We start from the raw sequence: 22,779 nt of genomic DNA, 5'->3' as shown, positions 1-22,779 counted from the left end.
CTCAGGTCAGGGGCGACTCGGCGCGCAACCGGCCGAATTCCTCGGTCATCGCCGGCAGTGTCCAGTGCGCGTTGAGCCCGCTGGGGTTGGGCAACACCCAGATCCGGGTCGCGCCGAGCAGTCGGTCGGCGCGGCCTATTGCCGCCTTGGGTTCACCGAACGCTGTGCGGTACGCGGTGACCCCGACGACGGCCAGCCAGCGGGGACGCACCTGTTCGGTGAGCTCGCGCAGCCGCTGCCCACCAGCGGTCAGCTCGGCGGCGGTGAGCTCGGCGGCGCGGGCGGTGGCTCGGGGGACCAGGTTCGTGATGCCGAGACCCAGCGAGGGCAGCACCGTCTGCTGATCCGGCCGCAGCAGCGTCGGGGTGAAGCCGGAGCCGTGCAGTGCCGGCCAGAACCGGTTGCCGGGGCGGGCGAAGTGGTGCCCGGTGGCCGCGGACAGCAAGCCCGGGTTGATCCCGCAGAACAGCACCCGCAGCGGAGGGTCGCCGGGCCCGGGCAGTAGATCGGGCAACACACCACTCATGCGGCGGGCGCGGACACTAGAGAATGCCGGCCAGCACGTAGGCGACGACCGTGCCGACCAGGAACACCGCCCAGCCGATCGCCGGGGCCAACAGCGGGGCTCCGCCTCGGCGCAGCACCACCCGCCCGCCGATGAGACTGACGGCTAGGCCGATGATCAGCGCGAACACCGGGAGGGCGACGGCGATCGCATGCATCCGGTGTCGGCAGACCAACAGGCCCGGTGACTGTGCGCAGTGGTCGATGGACGAGGCGAGGGTACCGAGCGAGAGGTAACCGACCAGGACACCGACGGCCAGCAGCCCCATCGTCGCAAGACCCCAGGACGGGTACTGGGCGGCCAGCGCGGCGCGGCTGACGGACGGGTGGGGATTCTTGCTCAGCTCGCCGCGCCGGGCGCGATCGACGGGCCGCCCGGCGGCTGGGGCCGTAGCGCGGTCAGTATCCCCGGGGGTGTCTCGGTCGGCGCTCCGCGACTCGGGTCCCTCGGTTGCCGCGCCGGTGTCTGACATGCCGCGCACTCTAACCGGTGGTGGTCAGGTGCCTGTCGGGAGTGCATACCGGTGTCGACCGGCCATCCGCGCCGCGCTGACCACCGATAGCCGGCGCCGCCGCACACATGGCGGCGCTGCCGCACACACCCTGGTCAGCGTCCCGATGCCACCGCACATACGGCGGTGCCGCCGCACATATTGCCGGTCTTGTGTGCCGCGGTACGGAGATGTGTGCGGTGGCATCTGTCAGCGCGTCACGCTCCCGGTGGCGGTGCCGGTTCTGCTGCTGGTGCCCGGTCCACTGTGGATCCGGCTGGCCGCGATCCTGCTGGGCTGATTGGTGGGGCTGCAGTACGCGTTGTACTTCCTGGACGAGTCGGTCGAGCGTCGGGTACTGAAGGCCGGCTACCCGGTGGGCGCGGCACAGGCCGCGCGGAACGCGTTGCACGCCGACGAGCGCGCGGCGGCGGCCGCGCGGTACGCGGCGCGCTACCGGTCCGGCGGCAGCTAGACATCCCAGCCGCGGCGGCCTGGCGCGACGGCCAGGTCCGGCGGCAGCTAGACATCCCAGCCGCGGCGGCCAGCTGGGACGGCGAGCTAGGACGGCCAGCGACCCTGCTCGACGAATACCGCTTCGTCGTCGCCCGGCCACTCCGGAACGGTGAGCAGCAATGCCCGGAACGTCTCCGACCCGACAGTGCGGAACTGGAACCGGGACCCGGCGGTGATCCGCAGGCTGTCCTCCGGCCGCAGCAGCCGCACATCCTCCCGCCCGCCCGAGGCGCGCCAGAACTCCGCGCCGCCGGCCAGCACGAACCACACCTCGTCCACCGTGCGGTGCCGGATCGGCCGGGACACCGCACCCGGCGGGAAGCTGCAGTGCGCCATCCCGCCGCCGGGGCGACCGGTCACCCGGGGCAACTCGCGCACCACCGAGCCGTCCGGCGCGAGAACCGACCTGGCCTCCGCCAGCGGCAGGTAGAGGAACGGGTCCGGATCGCCTGGTGAGATCGGTTCGCTGATGGCACTACCTTCCTTTCGCACGGTGGATCCCGGCGGGGAGCGCTTGGTTCGCTTGTCCTTTGAGGACTGTCATGAGACGGCGCCCCTGCCGGGCTCCGGTGAAGGCCTGACGTCCAGGAGGGTGTAGTCCCGCGAGGACTGGTTCATCAGCACGACGCAGCGCTTTCCCGGTCCGCCGAGCATCATGTTCACGGCGGAAGGGGGACCAGTGCTGGGAATTGGTATCGACTGGGCGGAAGAGTTTCATGACATCGCCTTGGGAACACTGGAGAAAGGGGTGGTCGAGCAGTTCCGCATCGATCACGGACCGACTGGAGTCGCCGCGCTGATCGAGCGTGCGCTGCGGCTGGAACCTGACCCGGCCGAGGTGCGGGTGGTGCTGGAGACTCGCCACGGGTTGCTGGTCGAAGCGCTGGTCGACGCCGGGTTCACCGTGGTTCCGGTGAACCCCGATCTGGTCGCGCGCCGGCGAGGTCCGGCCCGGAAGAAGGACGATGCCGAGGACGCCCGAATCTGTTGCCTGCTCGCGTTGGATCGGCACGCCGCGCTCAAGACGTTGATCCCACACGGGCAGGTCGGTGGGGAGTTGCGCGCGATCGGCCGCGATGACGAGCGCGCCGCCCGCGATCAGCGTCGGCTGCTCAACCGGCTGCGCGCGGACCTGCAGACCACCTACCCCGCCGCGCTGGCCCTGGCGGGTAAGGACCTGGGTGCACCGACGGTGTTGCGGCTGCTGCAGCAATGGCCCACCCAGCCTGAGCTGGCCCAAGCCTCCCGAGACGAGCTCGTCGCGTTCGCCCGGGGCGGCCGGCATGGCTGGCCCGAAACGTTCGCCGACCGCGTCACCGCCGCGCTCGCCGCGCCGTCGTTGCCGACCCGGGACTACCTCGTGCGCGCCAAGGCCGCCGGCATCCGCCTGGCGGCGGTCCAGCTGCTGGCCCTGCACGAGGCCCGCCGCGGCTGGGAAGCACGCATGGCCGAGCTGCTGCTGGGCGGGCCCCGCACCGGACGCGATCACACCGTGAAGGACCCCGACCCGGGGAAGGCCTTCCCGGGCGGGGAGATCTACCTGAGCTTCCCCGGCCTGGGTGACCGTCTCGCAGCTCGGGTCGCCGGCGAGATCGGCGAACACATCACTCAATTCGACAGCCCCGCGGGCTTGCAGTGCTACGCCGGCTCCGCCCCGGTCACCCGCCGGTCGGGGAAAAGCGATTTTGTCGTTGCCCGCCGGCTGGCGCACAACCACTACCTCGGCGCAGCGGTCCATCAATGGGCGTTCTGCAGCCTCACCAGAAGCGGCTGGGCGCGGGAGTTCTACGACAGCAAAATCGCTGCCAAAAAAAGCCACCACGCGGCTCTGCGAGCCCTGAGCAACCGATGGCTGGAAATCCTCTGGCACTGCCTGACCAAAGGCGTCCCCTACAACGAAGCCGTGCACGTCGCCAACCGCAACCGAGCCCTCGGGCACGCAGCCTGACCGCGTGGTTGACAGAGGGTGTCTCATCGGTGCTCCTCCCGCACCCGGTCCGCCTCGGCGCGCAGCGCGTCCAACACCGCGCGCACCGCGGGCCGCACCAGCACGCTGCGCCGGGCGATCACCTCGACCAGCCGGGCCGCGCGGACCCCGGCGAGTGGCCGCCGCACGAGCCGTCGCCCGCCCCGGTCGTCGGTGGAGTACCTCGGCAGCAGGGCTATGCCGTGCCCGGCGGCTACCAGCTCCTCGGTGACGCCGAAGTCGTTGATCCGCTGCACGATCCGGGGCTCGGTGCCGGTGCGCAGGGCGATGGAGCGGAGTACGTCGTCCACCGGGAACCCCTCCTGGACGCTGATCCACGACTCCTCGGCCAGGTCGACCAGCCGCAGCCGGCGGCGACGGGCCAGCCGGTGCCCCGGCGGCAGCACCACGTCCAGCGGCTCCCGCAGCAGGTGGGTGACCTCCCAGCGGTCGGTGGCGAACGCCGGGGCGTGTTCGTCGCGGTGCGCGACCACCAAGCAGAAGTCGGCCGCCAGCCCGGGGACCTCGGGCGGGGTCATGTCGATGTCGGTGAACCGCGGCTCGACCTCGGGCAACTCGGCCACCCTGCGCAGCAGACCCGGGAGCAGTAACCGGGCGGCCGACTGGAACATCGCCACCCGGACCACCCCCCTCGGCCCGGAGCGGTAGCTCTCGACGGCGGCGTCCGCGCTCGCGAGCGCGGCCAGCACGGTGTCCGCGTGCCCGGCCAGCTCCCGACCTGCCTCGGTGAGCCGCAGGCCGCGGCCGACCGGCTCGGTCAACGCGAGCCCGACCTCGTCCTGCAGCGCCCGGAGCTGCTGGGAGATGGCGGACGGGGTGAACGACAGCGCCTCGGCAACCGCCGCCACCGAGCCCCGATCGGCGAACTCACGCAGCACGCGCAGCCGGCGGACATCCATGAAGCAACACTAAACAGTATCCAGAGATAATATTGATTGTCTTTTGAGTGCTCAAGACGGACGTTGGACCGGTGACGTTCAGAGATCGGATGCTCGCGGTCGTGGTCGCTGCCCTGTGGGGCGCGAACTTCCTGGCCATCCACTACGGACTCGACCACTTCCCGCCGCTGCTGCTGGCCTCGGCGCGGTTCCTGGTGCTGGCGATCCCGACGGTGCTGTTCGTGCGGCCGCCGAGGATGCGCTGGCGCTGGCTGATCGGTTACGGCGTCGGATTCGGCACCGTGCAGTTCGCCTTCCTGTTCCTGTCGATGGCCAACGGACTGCCGACCGGGCTCGCCTCCCTGGTGCTGCAGGCGTCCGCCCCGTTCACCGTGTTGCTCGGCGCCGTGCTGCTGCGCGAGCGATTGAGCCGCCGGCAGGCGATCGGGATCGGTGCCGCCGTCGCCGGCCTGGTCGTCATCGCCACGGCCCGCTCGCAGGTGGCGCCGCTGCTGCCGCTCGGCCTCTGCCTGCTCGGCGCACTGGGTTGGGCGCTGGGCAACCTGTGCAGCCGCAAGGCCGAGTGTGACGACCCGCTGCGGATGATGCTGTGGATGTCGGTGGTGCCGCCGGTCCCGCTGTTCGCGCTGTCCTGGTTCGTGGAGGGGCCGCACGAGATCGGCGCGGCGTTGGCCCTCGCGGTGACCCCGGCCGGACTGCCGGGGCTGGCCGCGCTCGGTTACCTGGTGCTGTGCGCCACCGTCCTCGGCCAGGGAATCTGGACGTTTCTGCTGTCCCGCTACCCCGCCGGGATGGTCGCGCCGTACTCGCTGTTGGTCCCGGTGCTGGGCATCGCGCTGTCCTTCGCGCTGCTGGCCGAGCGGCCCAGCTGGGTGGAGCTGGTCGCCGGCGTGGTGATCGTGGCCGGCGTGCTGCTGGGCACCCCGAGGGCGTCGAAGGCGGTGCCAGACGCCCCCGCGCGGGCTATGGCGCCCGCCACACCGGCTACCTAGGCTGGGTCTCGGGCGGTGACGGCCGCCCTCGGAGGTAACTCGGTGGACGAAGGCGTCTGCGCGGTCCGGCCCGGTGTCGACCTCGGTCGGCATGCCCGCATGCTCGCCCGCGTGCACGATGCGCTGCTCTCCGGCGACCGACCGCCGACCCGCCCCCGTGACCTGGTCGAACGGTCCTGGAAGCGGGTCCGGCAGTACGGCGTGAACCCGGACCTCGGCGACCCGCCGGCCCCGATGACGCCCGACCAGGTCGAACAGCGCCGGCAGGCCTCGCCGCTGAGCCGGGTGCTGCCGCTGCTGCGGGCCAGCCTCACCTCGGTGGCCGAGGACGCCCGGCACATCATGGTGATCACCGACGCCCACGGTGTGGTGCTGTGGCGGGAGGGCGCCTCGCGGGTCCGGCACCGGGCGGACGGGCTCGGCTTCGCCGAGGGCGCCACCTGGTCCGAAGGGGCGGTCGGCACCAACGCGATCGGCACCGCGCTGGCCGAGGCCGCCCCGGTCCAGCTCTTCTCCGCCGAGCACTTCGTCCGCCGCCAGCACCCGTGGACCTGCACCGCGTGCCCGGTCCACGACCCGCGCACCGGCGAGCTGCTCGGCGTCGTCGACGTCACCGGGCTCGCCGAGACGGTCCACCCGACCACGGTGGCCCTGGTGTGCACCGCGGTGAAACTGGCCGAGTCCAGCCTCTGGCACCAGCACGAGGGCCGGCTGGAGGCGCTGCGCACGGTCGGCGTCCCGCTGCTGGCCGGCGTGCCGGGGCCGGCACTGGTGGTCGACGACCACGGCTGGGTGGCCGCCGTCACCGGGATGGCGCCGGTGGACCGGGTGGCGGTGCCCCGGCCGGACCAGCAGCTCGCGGTGCACGGCGTCGGCCTGTGCGAGCCGGAGGCGGTGCCGGGTGGCTGGCTGCTGCGGGCCGCCGACGCGACCCCGGGCGCGGTGCCGCGCGACCGGCTCCGGCTGAGCCTCGAGCTGGACTCGCGGCCGGTGCGGGCGGTTGTTGAGGGCACCAACCGGTGGCTGCACCCGCTCTCCGCCCGCCCGGCCGAGCTGCTGTTGCTGCTGGCCATGGCGGGGGACACCGGGACGAACGCGGCGGAGCTGAGCCGGGCGCTGTACGGCGACGGCGCGCACCTGGTCACGGTGCGCGCCGAGCTGTCCCGGCTGCGCCGCACCCTGGGCGGGCTGCTGCTCGCCCGGCCGTACCGGATCGCGCCGGGTGTCGACGTACGGCTGCCCGACCTGACCGGGAGCGCGTTCGTCCGGAACTCGACGGCGCCCGGGGTACGGGCTCTCGCAACGGGCGGGCGCTGACGGTGAGGGGCTGACCGAGGGGCTGACCGAGGGGCTGACCGAGGGGCTGACCGAGGTGCCGCTGGTGCCGCGCCCGCGCTGCAACCCCGCTGCAACCGTTGCCCCACCCCGCCCGGTCGGGGTGAGCTGGGTCACCGCGAGCGAGGACGCAAGGGAGCGTGAGGATGCCGGGGTACCCGACGGGCGACGGGGCGCCGCCGCCGGTGCCCGGTCGAGCCTCGGCCGTGCCTGGTGGAGCCTCGGTCGTGCCCGGTGGAGCCTCGGTCGTGCCCGCTGTGCCCCCGGTGGTGCCCGGGTCGGCGATCGGCATCGTCGCCAACCCGATGTCCGGGCGGGACATCCGCCGGCTGGTCGCACGGGCGTCGGTGTTCCCGAACGCGGAGAAGACGAACATGGCCCTGCGGCTGATCGCGGCGGCCGGTGCGCTCGGCGTCGAGCGGGTCTACATGTCCACCGACGAGATGGGCGTCGCAGGCGGGGTGCTGCGGGCCGCTGGGAAACGCCGCGCCCGGGACGGCCGGTGGCCTGAGCTGGACTTCTGCGCGCTGGACCGCCCGAGCGGGGACGCGGAGGACACCCGGGAGCTGGTCCGGGCGATGCGCGGGCGCGGGGTCGCCGCCGTGGTGCTGCTCGGCGGGGACGGCACCGTGCGGGCCGCGGCCGCCGAGAGTGCCGACGTGCCGCTGCTGGCGCTGTCCACCGGTACGAACAACGCGTTCCCTGAGATGTGGGAGGCCACTGTCGCCGGCTCCGCCGCCGCGTTGCTGGCCACCGGGCAGGTGACGCCGGACGAGGCCACCTACCGGGCGAAGGCCCTGCGGGTGCACTGCGGGTCTGCCACCGAGATCGCGCTGGTGGACGTGTGCGTCTGCACCGTGGCGCATGTGGGTGCCCGGGCGCTGTGGGAGGTCGGCACGCTGCGCGAGCTGTACTGCGCGTTCGCCGAGCCGCACGCCATCGGACTGTCCAGCATCGCCGGCCTGGTGGCGCCGACCGGGCGCGGCGACCGGGACGGGGTGGCGCTTCGGCTGGCCGGCGACGCCGCCGCTCCGCGCCGGGTGCTGGCCCCGGTCGCCCCCGGCGTGCTCGCCTCGGTCGGGGTGCTGGACGTGGCGCCGCTGCGCGCGGGTGAGCCGATGACCAGCGCGGTCCCGAGGGGCACCGTCGCGGTGGACGGGGAGCGGGAGCTCGAGTTCGGCCCGAACACCCCGGTCACCGTCACGCTCACCCCGCACGGCCCGACCGTGCTCGACGTACGGGCCGCGCTGGCCCGCGCCGCCGAGCGCGGGCTTTTGGTGTCCGGCATCCAGGAACCTGTGACGACTTTTCAGGAGGTCAGATGAAGTACGAAGGCGACAGCGAGCGAGCATCGCAGCGAGCGACAGCGAGCGAGGAGCGGAACGAGCGCGGAGCCGAGCAGTGAGAGCAGCTCGGTACCACGGACGCGGCGACATCCGGATCGACGAGGTACCCGAGCCCGAGGCGGGGCCCGGTCAGGTGAAGGTGGCCGTGGACTGGTGCGGCATCTGCGGCAGCGACCTGCACGAGTTCCTGGAGGGCCCGCTGTTCATCCCGCCGCCCGGCTCCCCGCACCCGCTCACCGGGGAGACCCTGCCGGTGGTGATGGGCCACGAGTTCGCCGGCACGGTCGCCGAGCTGGGCGACGGCGTCACCGGGGTCAGCGTGGGTGACCGGGTCGCCGTGGAGCCGTACTACGTGTGCGGAACCTGTTCCGCGTGCCAGGCCGGGCGCTACAACATCTGCCGGTCGCTCGGGTTCGTCGGGCTGGCCGGTGCGCAGGGCGGCTTCTCCGAGCGCTGCGTGGTCGACCAGCGCTGGATCCACCCCCTGGGCGAGCTGAGCACCGACCTCGGTGCACTGGTCGAGCCGCTGGCGGTGGGCTACCACGCGGTGCGGCTGTCCGCGCTGCCGAAGGGCGGTACCGCGGTGGTATTCGGCGCCGGCCCGATCGGGCTGGTCACCATGGCCTCGCTGAAGGCCACCGGCGCCGGGCAGATCATCTCGGTGGAGCCGGCCGCCGCGCGCAAGGGCAAGGCACCCGGCGCGGGCGCCGACGTGGTCCTGGACCCGACCGAGGTGGACGTGCCGACGGCGGTCCGCGATCTCACCGAGGGGGCCGGCGCGGACGTGGCGTTCGAGTGCGCCGGCATCGACGCGGTGCTGGCCAGCGCGATCGGCTCGGTGCGCCCCGGCGGAACCGTGGTGAACGTGGCGATCTGGGGCCACGCCGCGACCGTCGACATGAACTCGCTGGTGATCTCCGAGGTGGCCGTGCTCGGCTCGTTGGCGTACTGCGGCGACCACCCGGACACCATCCGGCTGCTCACCGACGGCATCGTCGACGCCGGCCAGTTCATCACCGCGCGGATCGGGCTGGACGAGCTGGTGGACGGCGGTTTCCGGCAGTTGATCGAGCACAAGGACGAGCACGTCAAGATCCTCGTCCACCCGTAGGTCAACCCGGCAGAGGAGGCAAACATGACAGCGCAACGCGTCGCGCTGGTGACCGGCGGTGGCCGGGGCATCGGCCGAGGGATCGCACTGCGGCTGGCCGGGGACGGGCTCGCCGTCGCGGTCAACGACATCGACCCCACCACCGCCTCGGCGGTCAGTAAGGAGATCACCGCCGCCGGTGGCCGGTCGGTGGCGGTACCGGCGGACGTGACCGACCGGGACGCCGTCTTCGACATGGTCGCCCGCGCCTGTGACGAGCTGGACCGGCTCGACGTGATGGTCGCCAACGCGGGGATCGCCCAGGTCAAGACGCTGTTGGAGGTGACCCCGAAGGACCTCGAGACGATGTTCTCGGTGAACGTGTTCGGGGTGGTCTACTGCCTGCAGGCCGCCGCCGAGCGGTTCATCGCACAGGGCAGCGGCGGGAAGATCATCAACGCCGCCTCCATCGCCGCGCACGCCGGGTTCGACTACCTCGGGCATTACTCGGCCACCAAGTTCGGCGTCCGCGCGATCACCCAGGCCGCCGCCAAGGAGCTGGCCAAACACCGGATCACGGTGAACGCCTACTGCCCGGGGATCGTCGGCACCGACATGTGGGACCTGATCGACGAGAAGCTCGGGTCCTACCTGGGCACCAAGAAGGGCGAGGCGCTCGCCAACTACTCCGAGCTCATCGCACTGGGGCGGGTGCAGACCCCCGACGACGTGGCCGGGTTCGTCTCCTACCTGGCCGGACCGGATTCGGATTACATGACCGGGCAGTCGGTCATGATCGACGGAGGGATCGTGATGTCATGACCGGCACGCTGCCAACCCAGGCGACCCAGGAGCTCGGACCGGACGCACTGCTCCAGGCCTACCGCACGATGCGCACCATCCGCGAGTTCGAGGAGCGGGTGCACGAGGAGTTCTCCAGCGGGGACATCCCCGGTTTCGTGCACCTCTACGCGGGGGAGGAGGCGTCCGCGACCGGCGTCTGCAGCCACCTCGACGACCGGGACGCGATCGCCTCCACCCACCGCGGACACGGCCACTGCATCGCCAAGGGCGTCGACGTGATCGGCATGATGGCCGAGATCTACGGCCGGGTCAGCGGCTCGTGCAAGGGCAAGGGCGGCTCAATGCACATCGCCGACCTGTCCAAGGGCATGCTCGGCGCGAACGGCATCGTGGGCGGTGGGCCGCCGCTGATCTGCGGGCGGGCTCTGGCGTCCAAGCAGCTGGCTACCGGCGGGGTCGCGGTGGCGTTCTTCGGCGACGGCGCCTCCAACCAGGGCACCACGCTGGAGTCGCTGAACCTGGCGACCGTGTGGAACCTGCCGGCGATCTTCGTGGCGGAGAACAACGGCTACGCCGAGGCGACCTCGTCGAGCTGGTCGGTGGCCACCGACGACATCGCCGACCGGGCAGCGGCGTTCGGCATGCCGGGCGTGATCGTGGACGGGTTCGACTTCTTCGCGGTGTACGAGGCCGCCGGCGAGGCGATCGCGCGGGCCCGGGAGGGCGGCGGCCCCACGCTGATCGAGGTGAAGTTCACCCGCTACTTCGGCCACTTCGAGGGCGACCAGCAGCTCTACCGGGGCGACGAGGTGGCCCAGGCGCGGGAGAAGCTGGACTGCCTGAAGCGGTTCCGGGCCAGGGTGACCGAGTCCGGTGAGCTGACCGCCGAGCAGTTGGACGCGGTGGACGCCGAGGTGGCGACACTGATCGACCGCTCCGTGGACGAAGCCAAGGCGGCCCCCAGACCCGGGCCGGAAGATCTGCTGACCGACGTCTACGTCTCGTACTGAGTCCGGGGAGGAGCGAACACGATGGCACGCAGCATCAGCTACCGCGAAGCGATCAACGAGGCGATCGACCAGGAGATGGCCCGCGACCACCGGGTGGTGGTGTTCGGCGAGGACAACGTCGGCGGCACCGGGGCGCCGGGGGAGATGGACGCCTGGGGCGGTGTGCTCGGGGTGACCAAGGGCCTCTACGGCAAGTACCCGGGCCGGGTGCTGGACACCCCGATCTCGGAGTCGGCGTTCATCGGCGCCGCGGTCGGCGCGGCCACCGGCGGCCTGCGCCCGGTCGCCGAGCTGATGTTCATCGACTTCATGGGCGTCTGTTTCGACCAGATCTTCAACCAGGCCGCCAAGTTCCGGTACATGTTCGGCGGCAAGGCGGTCACCCCGGTGGTCATCCGGACCATGTGGGGCGCCGGGCTGCGCGCCGCGGCGCAGCACTCCCAGTCGCTGCTGTCGGTGTTCACCCACGTGCCCGGCCTGAAGGTGGCCGCGCCGTCCAACCCGTACGACGCGAAAGGCCTCCTCATCGCGTCCATCCGGGACGACGACCCGGTCATCTTCGCCGAGCACAAGATGCTCTACGACATGACCGGCGAGGTGCCGGAGGAGAGCTACGTGATCCCGTTCGGGGAGGCGAACATCGTGCGGGAGGGTTCGGACGTCACCATCGTGGCGATCGGGCGGATGGTCGGCATGGCGGAGGAGGCCGCGGCCGAGCTGGCCGGCGCCGGCATCGAGGCCGAGGTCATCGACCCGCGCACGACCAGCCCGCTGGATCTGGACACCATCCTCGAGAGCGTGGAGAACACCGGCCGGCTGGTCGTGGTGGACGAGTCGAACCCGCGCTGCTCGCTGGCCTCCGACATCGGCGCCTCGGTCGCGCACGAGGCATTCGGCGCGCTGCGGGCGCCGATCCAGCTGGTCACCGGGCCGCACACGCCGGTGCCGTTCGCCTCCTCGCTGGAGGACCTGTTCATCCCGGACGCGCAGAAGGTCATCGGCGCCGTGAAGACCGCCGTCGACTGGGAGAGGTGACCGTGGCTTCCCAGCGGCGCGAGCCGAGCTTGCGGAGCGAACATGGCTGAGCGGAGCTTGCGGAGCGAACATCATGGCTGAGCGGAGCTTGCGGAGCGAACATCATGGCTGACGAGCGCATCCAGCGGGTGACCATGCCCAAATGGGGCCTCTCGATGAAGACCGGCAAGATCATTGAGTGGTTCGTGGCCGAGGGCGACACCATCGCCAAGGGCGACGACCTGGCAGACATCGAGACCGAGAAGATCGCCGGCACTCTGGAGTCCCCTCGCGAGGGGCTGCTGCGCCGGATCGTCGGGGAGACCGGCAAGGACCTGCCGGTCGGGGCCACGCTCGCGGTGGTGGCGCCGGCCGAGGTACCCGACGACGAGATCGAGGCGGTGGTCGCCGAGGCGATGGCCCAGCTCGAGTCCGGTGCGCTGGACGAGGGCGACGAGGTGGCGCCGAGCACCGTCGAGGTGGACGGCCGGTCGATCTCCTACATCACGCTCGGCGCCGGTGATGACGGCAGCGGCGGCGACCCGGTGGTGCTGGTGCACGGGTTCGGTGGGGACAAGAACTCCTGGCTGTTCGTGCAGCAGCCGCTGTCCGAGACGCACACCGTGCACGCGCTGGACCTACCGGGGCACGGCCAGTCCGGCAAGGACGTCGGCGACGGCTCGCTGGACACCCTCGCCGACACTGTGCTCGGCTTCCTGGACGCGGTCGGGGCGGATCGGGCGCACCTGGTCGGGCACTCCCTCGGTGGCGCGGTGGTTGCCCGGGTGGCGGCCAGGTCACCGGAGCGGGTGGCCTCGCTGGGGCTGCTCGCTCCGGCCGGGTACGGCTCGGCGGTGGATGCGGAGTACCTGCGTGGCTTTGCCGCCGCATCGTCGCGCCGCGAGCTCAAGCCGCTGCTCGGGCGGCTGTTCGCGGACGAGTCGCAGGTGACCAGGCAGCTGGTGGACGACCTGCTGAGGTACAAGCGGCTGGACGGGGTGTCCGAGGCGCTGACGACGATGCTCGGCACCCTGTTGGTCGGCGATCAGCAGGCCATCGACCTGCCGGCGCTGCTGGAGAAGGTCAGCGTCCCGGTCACCGTCGTCTGGGGCGGCGCGGATCGGATCCTGCCGGTGCCGGACGGGGTTGACCTGCAGCGGGTGGACGCCGGGCACATGCTGCACATGGAGGCCGCCAACGACGTGCTCCGGCACATCCAGGCCACCGTCAGCTGACCCCCTGTGAGTGGCGAGTTGGGCTATAGCCCAACTCGCCACTCGCCGGGCACCTGCCGTCCACCCAGATCCGCGGCACCGACACAGCTGGCCGCGCAGCTGGGCCGTACAGCCCGGCCGCGGCTCGCGGTGACAGCCAGCGGACACGACGCAGGTTCTGTGCGAACCGCGGCAGGTCTGTGCGAGTGGCGGACGGGGCCATGAGGTGATGGCCAACTCGGTGGAGCGATGGAGAACTCGGTGCAATTTCAAGGTCAACGTAACGTGAGGCCGGTTCATCCGAGGCAAAACCGCACTGGCGTTACGTTCGTCGCGACACGGCGCTGCAGCTCGGCGACACAGACCAGCCGCGGCTCGCACAGACCTTGCAGCGTCTGTGCGAGCGGCGGCGGGTCTGTGCGAGCGGCGGCGCGCGGCGGTGGGTCTGTGTGAGCCGCGGAAGGGGCTACGAGGTGATGTCCTTGCGGGTGAAGCGCCAGGCGGCGAGCGCGCAGAACACCGCGCAGTAGGCCAGCGCGGAGAACACCCCCCGGGTCATGTCGCCCCAGTCGATCTGCGCCGAGAGCAGGTCGGACCAGGCCGGGCCGTAGTGCGTCGGCAGGTAGTTGCGCAGCCCTTCCAACGCGGTGATGGTGTCCAGGATCTGCGAGAGGATGGACGTCATCACGGCGCCGCCGACCGCGCCGAGCGGTGCGTCGGTGCTCACCGACAGCAGCAGCGCCAGCCCGGCCACCCAGCTCAGGTGCAGCGCCACGTACACCGCCGCGAGCAGGATGCGACCGGCGGCCTGGCCGTAGCTCAGCGACTCCCCGGTCGGGCTGACCAGGTCCGTGGCGCCGTACGCCAGCGACCCGACCAGCAGCGCCACCGCCGGCAGCAGCACGACCGCGAAGAGCGAGAGGCCGGCCGCGACGATCGCCTTCTGCCGCAGCAGCCGGGTGCGGGGCACCGGCGCGGCCAGCAGGTAGCGCAGGCTGGACCAGGATGCCTCGCTGGCCACGGTGTCGCCGAAGAACAGCGCAACCACGACGACCAGCAGGAAGCTGGACGAGGCGAACAGGGCGAAGACGGTGAAGTTGGGGCCGCTGCCCTTGGCCAGGTCGACCAGGGTCAGTGAGCCGTTGGCCGGGCCGGGCTTGGACAGTTGGAAGGCGAGCCAGAGCAGCACGGGCAGCAGCACGACCAGGCCCACCGAGACCTGGGTGCGGCGCCGGGCGAGCTGGCGCGCGAGCTCCACCCGCAGCCGCAGTGTCCGACCGGCCCGGTAGCCGGGCGCCGCGGTGGTGGTGTGCCCCCTCGGCTGGCGCGCTGTCACGAGCTCGCCGGGTGCGACCGTCGGCTCGACCGCCGCTGACTCCGTGCTCACGGTGTCCGCTCCTCTCCGACCAACTGCAGGAACGCATCTTCCAGCCGGCGCCTCGGCCCGGCCGCCTCGACCGCGACACCGCTCCGGACCAGCCGGCCGACCACGTCCGCCCTCGGCGTGCCGTTCAGGTCGGCGTGCACCGAGTCGCCGTCAACCTGGACCGAGCCCACCCCGGCGAGCTCGCGGAGCAGCGCGGCGGCGCGTTCCGGGTCGTCCACCCGGAAACTGGCCTGTCCACCGCCGGCCACCAGATCCGCGACCGAGCCGTCGGCGACCACCTTGCCCCGGTGCATCACCACTACGTGGTCGCAGGTCTGCTCGACCTCGGCGAGCAGGTGGCTGGAGACGAGCACCGAGCGCCCGTCGCGCGCATAGTTGCGCAGCACCTCGCGCATGGCGTGGATCTGCGGCGGGTCCAGTCCGTTGGTCGGCTCGTCCAACACGAGCAGGTCGGGCAGCCCGAGCATGGCCTGGGCGATCGCCAGCCGCTGCCGCATGCCCTGGCTGTAGGTGCGCACCGCCCGCTCCAGCGCGCTGCCGAGCCCGGCGATCTCGAGGGCCTCGTCCAGGTGCGCGTCCGCCGCCGGGCGCCCGGTGCTGGCCCAGTAGAGCCGCAGGTTGGCCGCCCCGGACAGGTGCGGCAGCAGGCCAGGGCCCTCCACGAACGAGCCGACCCGGGACAGCACCGCGGCGCCCGGGGTGACCTGGTGGCCGAACACTCGCAGGGTGCCCTCGGTGGGGTGGATCAGGCCCATCAGCATCCGCAGCACCGTGGTCTTGCCGGCGCCGTTCGGCCCGAGCAGACCGAGTACCTGGTTGTGTCGCGCGGTGAACGACACCCCGTCCACCGCGGTGATCCCACCCGGGTAGGACTTCCGCAGGCCCTCGATGACCAGCGGCGGCAGCTCGTCGGCACCGGTCTCCCCGTGAGCCCTGCCGGTCCCGTCGGTTCCGCTCGGTGCGGCGGTGCCGACCGCCGGCGCTGCCTCCCGGCGCCGGCGCAGCAACCAACCGACCAGTCCGGCGAGCAGTGCCAGTGCCACGATCACCGCGATCCCGACGGCCGGCCCGGTGGGCACGGTGTTCGCGGTGGCCGACCTGCCCGGGACCACCGGAACGGCGAGCCCACCGGTGTCGACCGAGGCGGTCCCACCGTCGGCCGCGCCTGCGCCGGCGAGCCCGATGCGCCACACCGCGGTACCGGTGGAACCCTGGTAGGCCTGGTCGGTGGTGGCGACGGCGACCACCAGCCGATGTCCGGCGGCGATCGGCGCCACGACGGCGGGCAGCGTGACGGTCACCTCGGCGGGACCACCCCCGGCCGGCAGCGGGATGCGCATGGGTGCGACCGCGCCGCCGAGCAGGGTGCGCCGGCCGTCCGGCCCGAGGTCGAGCACGCTGCCGAACAGCACAGCCTCGGCCGCGGTCGGCTGGCCCGGTACCGCGCCGACGGTGAGCCGGATCCGGGGCGAGCCGGCGATCAGCACCTGGCTGGGCAGCGGGTCGCTGCCGAACGTGGCGGACTGGCCGGGCAGCGCGGACCCGATCGCGGCCAGCCGGCCGGCCAGACTGCCCAGCGCGCCGCCGATCCCGGGCACCGCGGTGAGCGCGGCAGGGGTGCCGCCGGGCGGGTTGAGCACGTCCTGGGCGGCGCCGTGCAGCGCGATCGTGTCGAGCTGTACCGGCGGCGCACCGGCCAGCCCCGGGTAGTGCTCGGCGGTGACCGTACGGACCGTCGGGGTGCCCCGCCCGCCTCGGACACCACCCTGCACCGCGTAGTCGAGGCCGCCGACCAGCGGTGCCGCGGTGTCCGGGGCGGCCGGGTTGCCGAGGTACTTGTCGAACCAGGCGCCGATCCGGGCCCGCACCGTCGGCCCAGGGGCTCCGCCGTCGTGGCCGCCCGAGTACCAGATCACCGAGACCGGGCCACCGCCGGCGGCGATCTCGCGGGCGGTCGCGTCGGCCTGGTCCAACCCGAACAGGGTGTCCGTCTCGCCCTGGATGAGCAGGGTGGGCGCGGTGATCCGGCCGGCCACGCTCGCCGGCGAGGAGCGCCGCAGCAGCTCGATGGTGGCCGGGCTGGCCCGGCCCGTGGTGGCCGACTCCGCGTAGGCCTGACAGACCGCCGGCACGAACCGCCCGCAGCTGGTGGGTGGGGCGGTGTTCGGCGGGGCCAGTGGCGCCGAGGCGGCCGCCGGCGGGGACCCGGCGGCGGGGCCGGGAGCGGTGGAGCCGGCCGCGGTGGAGCCGGTGGCCGAGGTGGAGGACGGTACCTCGACGTCCGACGAGGCCGGCGTGTCGTCCACCGGTGGGGCGGCCGTGGCCGGTGCGGCGCCGGAGCGGCCTGGGTTGGTGTTCAGTCCGGCCGAGAAGAAGATGCCGGCCCAGCCGCGCTTGAACACCCCGTCCGGGCCGAACACGCCGTGCGCCGGGGTGTCCGAGGGGAGCGGGCCGGTGGTCGCCGTGTTCGGGAACAGCGCCTGGCCGAGGTCGTTCCAGGTGATCGCCGGTGCGATCGCGTCCACCCGATGGTCATAGCCGGCGAGCAGCAGCGCCAGCGCGCCGCCGTAGGAGCCGCCGGTGACACCGACCCGAGGGTCGCCGGGCCGATCGAGGCGCACCTCGGGGCGGGTGGCCAGGTAGTCGATCAGGCGGGACGCGTCGGCCACCTCGTAGTCGGGGGAGTCCAGTGCGATCTGCCCGGTGCTGCGGCCGAAGCCCCGCGCGGACCAGGCCAGCGCGACGAAACCGAGGTTGGCCAGGTCCCTGGCGTCCGCGTCCACCGACGTCTTGCTGCCGCCGAACCCGTGCGCCACCAGCACGGCCGGCGCCGGGGTGGTTGCCGGCAGGTAGATCGTGGCGTCCAGCGAGACCGGACCAGGCTGACCGGGGCCACCGGGCACGCTGAGCCGGAACTCCTGGATGCGCGGCTGGGCGGGTCCGCTCCGGGCGGCACCGATCGCGGCGGCCGCCCCGGCGAGCAGCACCAGCGCGAGCACGACGAGCACGGCGACGACCCGGCGGCGGGTGACCCGGAGCCGGGCCGTCACTGAGGGCACTCCTCGAAGGTATCTGACGACGGCGCCAGGGTCCGTCAGGTCAGATCGCGGGTCAGATTTCGGTCAGATCGCGGGTCGACCCGGGGGTCAGATTGCTGGTCAAATCTCCGTGGCGTGCTGGACCCTCGGGTCGCCGGCGAAGAACGGCCCGATCAGTTCCCGCCAGCGGGGGAAGCGGTCGGACTCGCGGAAACCCTTGGTGTGCGCTTCGAGGGTGTCCCACTCGACGAGCAGTACGAACGTCGACGGCGACTCGATGCCGCGGACCATCCGGGCGTTGCGGAACCCCGGGGTGGCGGCGGCCAGTGGCAGCGCCTCCCGGTACGCGGCGGCGAAGTCGTCCTCGTGGCCGGGTTGAATGGCGAACTCTGCAATCTCCAGGACCATGCGCTCATCATGGGCGGGTGTGCCGGGAGCCGCGACTCGGTGTGCTGGGAGCCCCGACTCGGTGTGCCGGGAGCCGCGACTCGGTGTGCTGGGAGCCCCGACTCGCGGGGGTGGGGCGCGGGCCCGGTGCGATTCCTCACGTCCGGGTGGCGCCGGCTGGCGCCCGGCTGAAACTTAGGCCAGACTCAGCATTGCCTAGGGGAGTATCCCGCAATCGGCGACATCGTCAGCACGGCGGCAGAGCGCCCGGTGTCATCGGCCAGCGAAAGTTGGCGGGAGAGACTTCGGTCCATGACCGATGATCTTGTCCGGAGGCGTCACCAGTGAATGTCCCAGTTTGGCTGTGGTTCGTTACCGTCGCCGCGTTGCTCGCGGTGATCCTGGTCGACCTGTTTGTGGTCGACAGCCACCCACACCGGGTGAAGTTCGCCGAGGCGACCCGCTGGGTTCTGTTCTACCTGGCGCTGGCGGTCCTGTTCGGGCTCGGTGTCTGGTACTTCGCCGGCGGCACCTCGGCCGGCGAGTTCTTCGCCGGCTACCTCACTGAGTACTCGCTCTCGGTCGACAACCTGTTCATCTTCGTGATCATCATGACCGCGTTCCGGGTGCCGGAGGAGCACCAGCACCGGGTACTGCTGGTCGGTGTGGTGATAGCGCTGGTCATGCGCGGCGCGTTCATCGCCGTGGGGGCCGCGGCGATCGCCGAGTTCAGCTGGGTGTTCTACCTGTTCGCGGTGGTGCTGCTGGTGACCGCCTACCGGTTGGTCCGCAGCCACGGGGAGTCGGACAAGGAGTACAAGGAGAACAGCGCGCTGCGGCTACTGCGCCGGGTGCTGCCGGTGACCGACGAATACCACGGCACCCGCACGGTGGTCCGGATCGACGGCAAGCGCTGGGTCACCCCGATGCTGGTGGTGATGATCGCGATCGGCACCACCGACCTGCTGTTCGCGCTCGACTCCATCCCGGCGATCTTCGGGCTGACCAAGGAGCCCTACCTGGTCTTCACCGCCAACGCGTTCGCGCTGATGGGCCTGCGCCAGCTGTACTTCCTGCTCGGCAGCCTGCTCAAGCGCCTGGTGTACCTGTCCTACGGCCTGTCGGTCATCCTGGCCTTCATCGGCGTCAAGCTGGTGCTGGAGGCGCTGCACGAGAACGAGCTGCCGTTCATCAACGGCGGCGACGCGGTGCCGGTGCCGCAGGTCGGGATCGCGGTGTCCCTCGGGGTCATCGTGGGCGTTCTGGCGATCACCACAGTGGCCAGCTTGATCAAGACTCGGCGCGACGCGAACTCGGTGACTAGCACCACCGCGTAAGGTCGGCGACCCGCGCCCGGCGCACACTTGTCGGGTGAGTACCACCCAGCGGCCGGCTGAGCCCGGCTCAACCGTCTCTGGGTACCAGGTCGATCCGCGCCGTTGGCGGGCGCTCGGGGTGACCTTGGCGGCCGGCTTCATGGGCCTGCTCGACGTGAGCATCGTGGCGGTCGCGCTGCCCTCGATCGAGAAGTCGCTGGGCGTCTCCGCGTCCGGGGTGCAGTGGGTGGTGTCCGGCTACACGCTGGCCTTCGGCCTGGCCCTGGTGCCGGCCGGGCGACTCGGCGACGCGCTGGGTCGGCGGAAGATGTTCATCATCTCGCTCGGCGGGTTCGTGCTGACCAGCGCGCTCTGCGGCGCGGCGCCGTCGCTGTTGCTGCTGATCATTGCGCGGCTGGTGCAGGGGTTCACCGCCGGCATGCTGGGGCCGCAGAACTCCGGGGTGATCCAGGACCTGTTCCGGGGTGTCGAGCGCGGCCGGGCATTCGGCCTGTACGGCGCGTCGGTGGGGCTGTCCACCGCGGTCGGGCCGATCGTGGGTGGGGTCATCCTCGCGGTGTTCGGCGAGCCGGAGGGCTGGCGCTGGATCTTCTACGTGAACGTCCCGATCGGCCTGGTGGCTCTCGCGCTGGCGCCCCGGCTGCTGCCCGGGCGGAACGAGGAACAGGCCGCCGACACGACGCCGGTGCGCCGCCGGCTGGACCCGGTCGGCACGGTGTTGCTCGGCGCCGCGGTGCTGGCGATGATGCTGCCGTTGTTGGAGTACGACCGGTTCCGCGACCTGTGGTGGCTGATCGTGGTGGGTGCGGTGCTGCTGGTCGGCTTCGCCAGGTGGGAGTCGCGGGTGGCCCGGATCGGGCACCGGCCGCCGCTGCTCGACCCCCGGCTGCTCACCAGCACCCCCGGCTACGCGTCCGGCTCCGCGCTCGGGCTCACCTACTTCGTCGGGTTCAGTGGGATCTTCATCGTGCTCGCGCTGTTCTTCCAGCTCGGCCTCGGCTACTCGCCGCTGCACTCCGGGCTGGCGGTGACCTCGTTCGCGGTCGGCTCGGCGGTCTCGGCGTGGGCCGGCGGCGCGCTCGTGGCGCGCTGGGGCCGGTGGCTCACCGTCTACGGGCTGTGCCTCGTGGTGGGCGGGCTGATGGTCGCGGCGTTCGTGCTGCGCACCCACACCGGGTCGTCGGCCGCGCTGGTCTCGGCCGCACCGCTGCTGGTGGCCGGCATCGGCAGCGGCATGGTGATCACGCCGAACATCACGCTGACCCTCGGCGAGGTGCCGGTGCGGATGGCCGGGGCGGCCGGCGGGGCGCTGCAGACCGGCCAGCGGGTCGGTTCGTCGATCGGCACCGCGCTGCTGGCCGGGGTGTACTACACGGTGCTGGGTGTCGCGGGCCAACGTCCGGGCACGGCGATCTTCACCGCGTTGTTGTTCGCCGTGGGTTTCGTGCTGGTCGCGTTGGCGATCGCGGTTCTCGAGCTGGTCCGCGGCGGTGATCGGCGGGTGCGGCCCGAGCCAATCCACGAGGCACTCGGTGAGTGAGCCCCGGCCCGGCCAGCCCGGGATGCGGCGTTCGCTGCTGGCGACGCTGCTCGGCAACACCCTCGAGTGGTTCGACTGGCAGGCGTACGCGATCTTCTCGGTGTTCTTCTCCGCGCAGTTCTTCCCGAAGAGCTCCAGCGTGTCCGCGCTGCTCGGCACGCTCGCGATCTTCGCGGTCGGGTTCTTCTTCCGGCCGCTCGGCGGGCTGCTGATCGCCGGGTTCACCGACCGGGCCGGGCGGCGCGGCGGGCTGGTGCTCTCGGTGCTGCTGATGGCGGCCGGCAGCCTGCTGATCGCGGTCAGCCCGACGTACGCGCAGGTCGGTGCGCTGGCGCCGATCCTGCTGCTGCTCGCCCGGATCCTGCAGGGGCTGTCCACCGGCGGGGAGTTCGCCGCGTCCGCCAGCTACCTGGCCGAGATCGCGCCACCTCGGCGGCGGGGGTTCGTGACCAGTTTCTTCTATGTGTCCAACGTGATCGGCACGCTGCTCGCGACGGTGCTGGGAGCGGTGCTGGTGGGCACCCTCGGCGCCGCCCAGATGCGGGACTGGGGTTGGCGGCTGCCGTTCGTCGTCGGCGCGTTGCTGGCACTGGTCGCGCTGTACCTGCGGGCCCGGCTGGTGGAGAGCGCCGCGTTCACCGCGCAGCGGAGCCGGCCGGAGCGGCCCACCCTGCGCGCGTTCCGCGAGCACCCTGCCGCGGTGGCCAGGGTGGTCGGCTTCACCGTCGGCGGCACGGTGGCCTACTACACCTTCGCGGTCTACCTGCCCAGCTATGCGCTGCAGGTCAAGGGGGTGCCCACGTCGTCCGCACTGTGGGCCTCGATCGCCGCGCAGCTCGTACTGGTGCTGATCCTTCCGCCGCTAGGCGCGCTGTCCGACCGGATCGGCCGGCGCCCGCTGCTGATCTACTTCGGGCTCGGCTTCGTGCTGTTGTCGGTGCCGCTGTTCGCGCTGATGTCGGCGTCCGGCTGGTCGCTGTTCCTGGTGATGACGATCGGGTTGGTGCTGTTCGCCGGCTACGGCGCGGTCGCCCCGGTGGCGATGGCGGAGCTGTTCCCGACCTCGGTGCGGACCGCCGGTATCGGCCTGCCCTACGCGCTGACGGTGGCCATCTTCGGCGGCACCGCGCCGTACCTGGTGACCTCGCTGAGCCAGACTGGCCGGGGTGCGGTGTTCCCGTGGTACCTGGCGGCCACCTGCCTGATCAGCCTGATCGTCTACCTCACGGCCACGGAGACCCGCACCGTCGACCTGACCGAGCCGGCCGGGCGCTAGCTCCGGCCGGTGTCCCTCGCGCGGCGGTCAGGTCGGCCGCTCGAGGTGGTGCAGCTCGACGTCGAGCAGGCGGCCGGCCTCGATGCGGGCGGTCATCCAGGTGTGTGTCGGCTGGCGCCTGCGGTCTGTGGGGGAGCCGGGGTTGAGCAGCCGCAGGCCGGTGTCGGCGACCGTGTCCCAGGGGATGTGGCTGTGCCCGAACACGAGCACGTCGGTGTCCGGGAACCGGCTCGCGCAGCGCCGCTCCCGGCCACTGGATTGGCCGGTCTCGTGCACCACAGCCAGCCGCACGCCGTCCAGCTCGGCCGTGGCCACCTCGGGTAGCCGGGCGCGCAGCTCGGCGCCGTCGTTGTTGCCCACCACGCCGATCAGCCGCCGTGCCCGCGCCTCGAGCTCGTCCAGCAGGGCCGTGCCGACCCAGTCGCCGGCATGCACCACCACGTCCGCCGCCTCGACCGCGCGCCACAGTGGCTCGGGTATCCGCCGGCCCCGGCCGGGCAGATGGGTGTCGGAGATCAGCAGCAACCGCACCTGGCCCATCGTGCGGCACGC

The 22,779-nt window shown here is 72.1% G+C and carries 21 protein-coding genes; 13 read left to right on the top strand and 8 right to left on the bottom strand.

Annotated elements, in window-relative coordinates; translation table 11 throughout:
• Position 1 precedes the first annotated feature (1 nt).
• On the bottom strand, positions 2-526 hold the full coding sequence (gene mug / locus ACTXG6_RS35620) for a G/U mismatch-specific DNA glycosylase (RefSeq protein WP_445183721.1): 525 nt from the start codon (positions 524-526) through the stop codon (positions 2-4).
• A gap of 16 nt (positions 527-542) precedes the next feature.
• Positions 543-1,037 carry a hypothetical protein gene (locus tag ACTXG6_RS35615; protein WP_445183720.1) on the bottom strand — a complete coding sequence of 165 codons (495 nt, stop codon included), beginning with the start codon at positions 1,035-1,037 and terminating at the stop codon, positions 543-545.
• Positions 1,038-1,359: 322 nt separating this feature from the next.
• Between ACTXG6_RS35615 and ACTXG6_RS35610 the strand changes: the two genes are divergently transcribed.
• The gene (locus tag ACTXG6_RS35610; protein WP_445183719.1) at positions 1,360-1,530 is read left to right on the top strand and encodes a DUF5313 family protein; all 171 of its coding nucleotides are present in this window, start codon (positions 1,360-1,362) and stop codon (positions 1,528-1,530) included.
• An 86-nt stretch (positions 1,531-1,616) separates the two neighbouring features.
• On the opposite strand, the gene ACTXG6_RS35605 is transcribed toward ACTXG6_RS35610, so the two are convergent.
• Entirely contained in the window at positions 1,617-2,063 is a 447-nt protein-coding gene (locus ACTXG6_RS35605) for a cupin domain-containing protein (protein ID WP_445183718.1), read from the bottom strand.
• Positions 2,064-2,250: 187 nt separating this feature from the next.
• On the opposite strand from ACTXG6_RS35605, the gene ACTXG6_RS35600 reads away from it, so the two are divergent.
• Positions 2,251-3,519 carry an IS110 family transposase gene (locus ACTXG6_RS35600; RefSeq protein ID WP_445183717.1) on the top strand — a complete coding sequence of 423 codons (1,269 nt, stop codon included), beginning with the start codon at positions 2,251-2,253 and terminating at the stop codon, positions 3,517-3,519.
• 23 nt (positions 3,520-3,542) lie between these two features.
• On the opposite strand, the gene ACTXG6_RS35595 is transcribed toward ACTXG6_RS35600, so the two are convergent.
• Complete coding sequence (locus ACTXG6_RS35595; RefSeq protein ID WP_445183716.1) at positions 3,543-4,457, bottom strand: LysR family transcriptional regulator; 915 nt, start codon at positions 4,455-4,457, stop codon at positions 3,543-3,545.
• Positions 4,458-4,528: 71 nt separating this feature from the next.
• Here ACTXG6_RS35595 and ACTXG6_RS35590 point away from each other — a divergent pair, with 71 nt between their 5' ends.
• The 8 genes from ACTXG6_RS35590 to ACTXG6_RS35555 all read left to right on the top strand — a co-directional run bounded on the left by ACTXG6_RS35590 (position 4,529) and on the right by ACTXG6_RS35555 (position 13,283).
• Entirely contained in the window at positions 4,529-5,449 is a 921-nt protein-coding gene (locus tag ACTXG6_RS35590; protein WP_445183715.1) for an EamA family transporter, read from the top strand.
• A gap of 99 nt (positions 5,450-5,548) precedes the next feature.
• Positions 5,549-6,766: a GAF domain-containing protein gene (locus ACTXG6_RS35585; RefSeq protein ID WP_445190188.1), complete on the top strand. Its 1,218-nt coding sequence runs from the start codon at positions 5,549-5,551 to the stop codon at positions 6,764-6,766.
• Positions 6,767-7,032: 266 nt separating this feature from the next.
• On the top strand, positions 7,033-8,109 hold the full coding sequence (locus ACTXG6_RS35580; protein ID WP_445183714.1) for an ATP-NAD kinase family protein: 1,077 nt from the start codon (positions 7,033-7,035) through the stop codon (positions 8,107-8,109).
• 76 nt (positions 8,110-8,185) lie between these two features.
• A complete protein-coding gene (locus tag ACTXG6_RS35575) occupies positions 8,186-9,241 on the top strand; it encodes a 2,3-butanediol dehydrogenase (protein WP_445183713.1) in 1,056 nt (351 codons plus the stop codon).
• A gap of 24 nt (positions 9,242-9,265) precedes the next feature.
• On the top strand, positions 9,266-10,042 hold the full coding sequence (locus ACTXG6_RS35570; protein WP_445183712.1) for an acetoin reductase: 777 nt from the start codon (positions 9,266-9,268) through the stop codon (positions 10,040-10,042).
• On the top strand, positions 10,039-11,034 hold the full coding sequence (locus ACTXG6_RS35565) for a thiamine pyrophosphate-dependent dehydrogenase E1 component subunit alpha (protein ID WP_445183711.1): 996 nt from the start codon (positions 10,039-10,041) through the stop codon (positions 11,032-11,034). The genes ACTXG6_RS35570 and ACTXG6_RS35565 overlap by 4 nt, the downstream gene beginning before the upstream one ends.
• Before the next feature lie 21 nt (positions 11,035-11,055).
• Entirely contained in the window at positions 11,056-12,069 is a 1,014-nt protein-coding gene (locus ACTXG6_RS35560; protein WP_445183710.1) for an alpha-ketoacid dehydrogenase subunit beta, read from the top strand.
• A gap of 104 nt (positions 12,070-12,173) precedes the next feature.
• The gene (locus ACTXG6_RS35555; RefSeq protein ID WP_445183709.1) at positions 12,174-13,283 is read left to right on the top strand and encodes an acetoin dehydrogenase dihydrolipoyllysine-residue acetyltransferase subunit; all 1,110 of its coding nucleotides are present in this window, start codon (positions 12,174-12,176) and stop codon (positions 13,281-13,283) included.
• Between the two features lie 445 nt (positions 13,284-13,728).
• Here the strand turns inward: ACTXG6_RS35555 and ACTXG6_RS35550 are convergent, their stop codons facing one another.
• From ACTXG6_RS35550 to ACTXG6_RS35540, 3 genes are all read right to left on the bottom strand, one after another.
• On the bottom strand, positions 13,729-14,649 hold the full coding sequence (locus ACTXG6_RS35550) for an ABC transporter permease (RefSeq protein ID WP_445183708.1): 921 nt from the start codon (positions 14,647-14,649) through the stop codon (positions 13,729-13,731).
• Positions 14,646-17,699 carry an alpha/beta fold hydrolase gene (locus tag ACTXG6_RS35545; RefSeq protein ID WP_445183707.1) on the bottom strand — a complete coding sequence of 1,018 codons (3,054 nt, stop codon included), beginning with the start codon at positions 17,697-17,699 and terminating at the stop codon, positions 14,646-14,648. Before ACTXG6_RS35545 ends, ACTXG6_RS35550 begins: the two co-directional genes overlap by 4 nt.
• A 108-nt stretch (positions 17,700-17,807) precedes the next feature.
• Positions 17,808-18,095 carry an antibiotic biosynthesis monooxygenase family protein gene (locus tag ACTXG6_RS35540; RefSeq protein WP_445183706.1) on the bottom strand — a complete coding sequence of 96 codons (288 nt, stop codon included), beginning with the start codon at positions 18,093-18,095 and terminating at the stop codon, positions 17,808-17,810.
• A gap of 323 nt (positions 18,096-18,418) precedes the next feature.
• On the opposite strand from ACTXG6_RS35540, the gene ACTXG6_RS35535 reads away from it, so the two are divergent.
• From ACTXG6_RS35535 to ACTXG6_RS35525, 3 genes are read left to right on the top strand one after another with little or no spacing between them, the layout of a single operon-like run.
• Entirely contained in the window at positions 18,419-19,411 is a 993-nt protein-coding gene (locus ACTXG6_RS35535) for a TerC family protein (protein WP_445183705.1), read from the top strand.
• A 34-nt stretch (positions 19,412-19,445) separates the two neighbouring features.
• Positions 19,446-20,951, top strand: coding sequence for an MFS transporter (locus ACTXG6_RS35530; protein WP_445183704.1), 1,506 nt, complete (start codon positions 19,446-19,448; stop codon positions 20,949-20,951).
• Positions 20,944-22,227, top strand: coding sequence for an MFS transporter (locus ACTXG6_RS35525; RefSeq protein WP_445183703.1), 1,284 nt, complete (start codon positions 20,944-20,946; stop codon positions 22,225-22,227). The genes ACTXG6_RS35530 and ACTXG6_RS35525 overlap by 8 nt, the downstream gene beginning before the upstream one ends.
• A gap of 27 nt (positions 22,228-22,254) precedes the next feature.
• On the opposite strand, the gene ACTXG6_RS35520 is transcribed toward ACTXG6_RS35525, so the two are convergent.
• Positions 22,255-22,758, bottom strand: a complete 504-nt coding sequence (locus ACTXG6_RS35520) for a metallophosphoesterase family protein (protein WP_445183702.1) — start codon at positions 22,756-22,758, stop codon at positions 22,255-22,257.
• Positions 22,759-22,779: the final 21 nt, after the last annotated feature.

It is taken from the genome of Pseudonocardia sp. Cha107L01, from assembly GCF_052566575.1.
The sequence above is the reverse complement of the archived record's forward strand: the minus strand, read 5'-3'. Positions and strand labels throughout refer to the sequence as shown.

Coding starts and splice junctions, on each gene's coding strand:
- mug (WP_445183721.1), bottom strand. CDS start 526: ATGAGTGGTGTGTTGCCCGATCTACTGCCCGGGCCCGGCGACCCTCCG.
- ACTXG6_RS35615 (WP_445183720.1), bottom strand. CDS start 1,037: ATGTCAGACACCGGCGCGGCAACCGAGGGACCCGAGTCGCGGAGCGCC.
- ACTXG6_RS35595 (WP_445183716.1), bottom strand. CDS start 4,457: ATGGATGTCCGCCGGCTGCGCGTGCTGCGTGAGTTCGCCGATCGGGGC.
- ACTXG6_RS35585 (WP_445190188.1), top strand. CDS start 5,549: ATGCTCGCCCGCGTGCACGATGCGCTGCTCTCCGGCGACCGACCGCCG.
- ACTXG6_RS35570 (WP_445183712.1), top strand. CDS start 9,266: ATGACAGCGCAACGCGTCGCGCTGGTGACCGGCGGTGGCCGGGGCATC.
- ACTXG6_RS35565 (WP_445183711.1), top strand. CDS start 10,039: ATGACCGGCACGCTGCCAACCCAGGCGACCCAGGAGCTCGGACCGGAC.
- ACTXG6_RS35560 (WP_445183710.1), top strand. CDS start 11,056: ATGGCACGCAGCATCAGCTACCGCGAAGCGATCAACGAGGCGATCGAC.
- ACTXG6_RS35555 (WP_445183709.1), top strand. CDS start 12,174: ATGGCTGACGAGCGCATCCAGCGGGTGACCATGCCCAAATGGGGCCTC.
- ACTXG6_RS35540 (WP_445183706.1), bottom strand. CDS start 18,095: ATGGTCCTGGAGATTGCAGAGTTCGCCATTCAACCCGGCCACGAGGAC.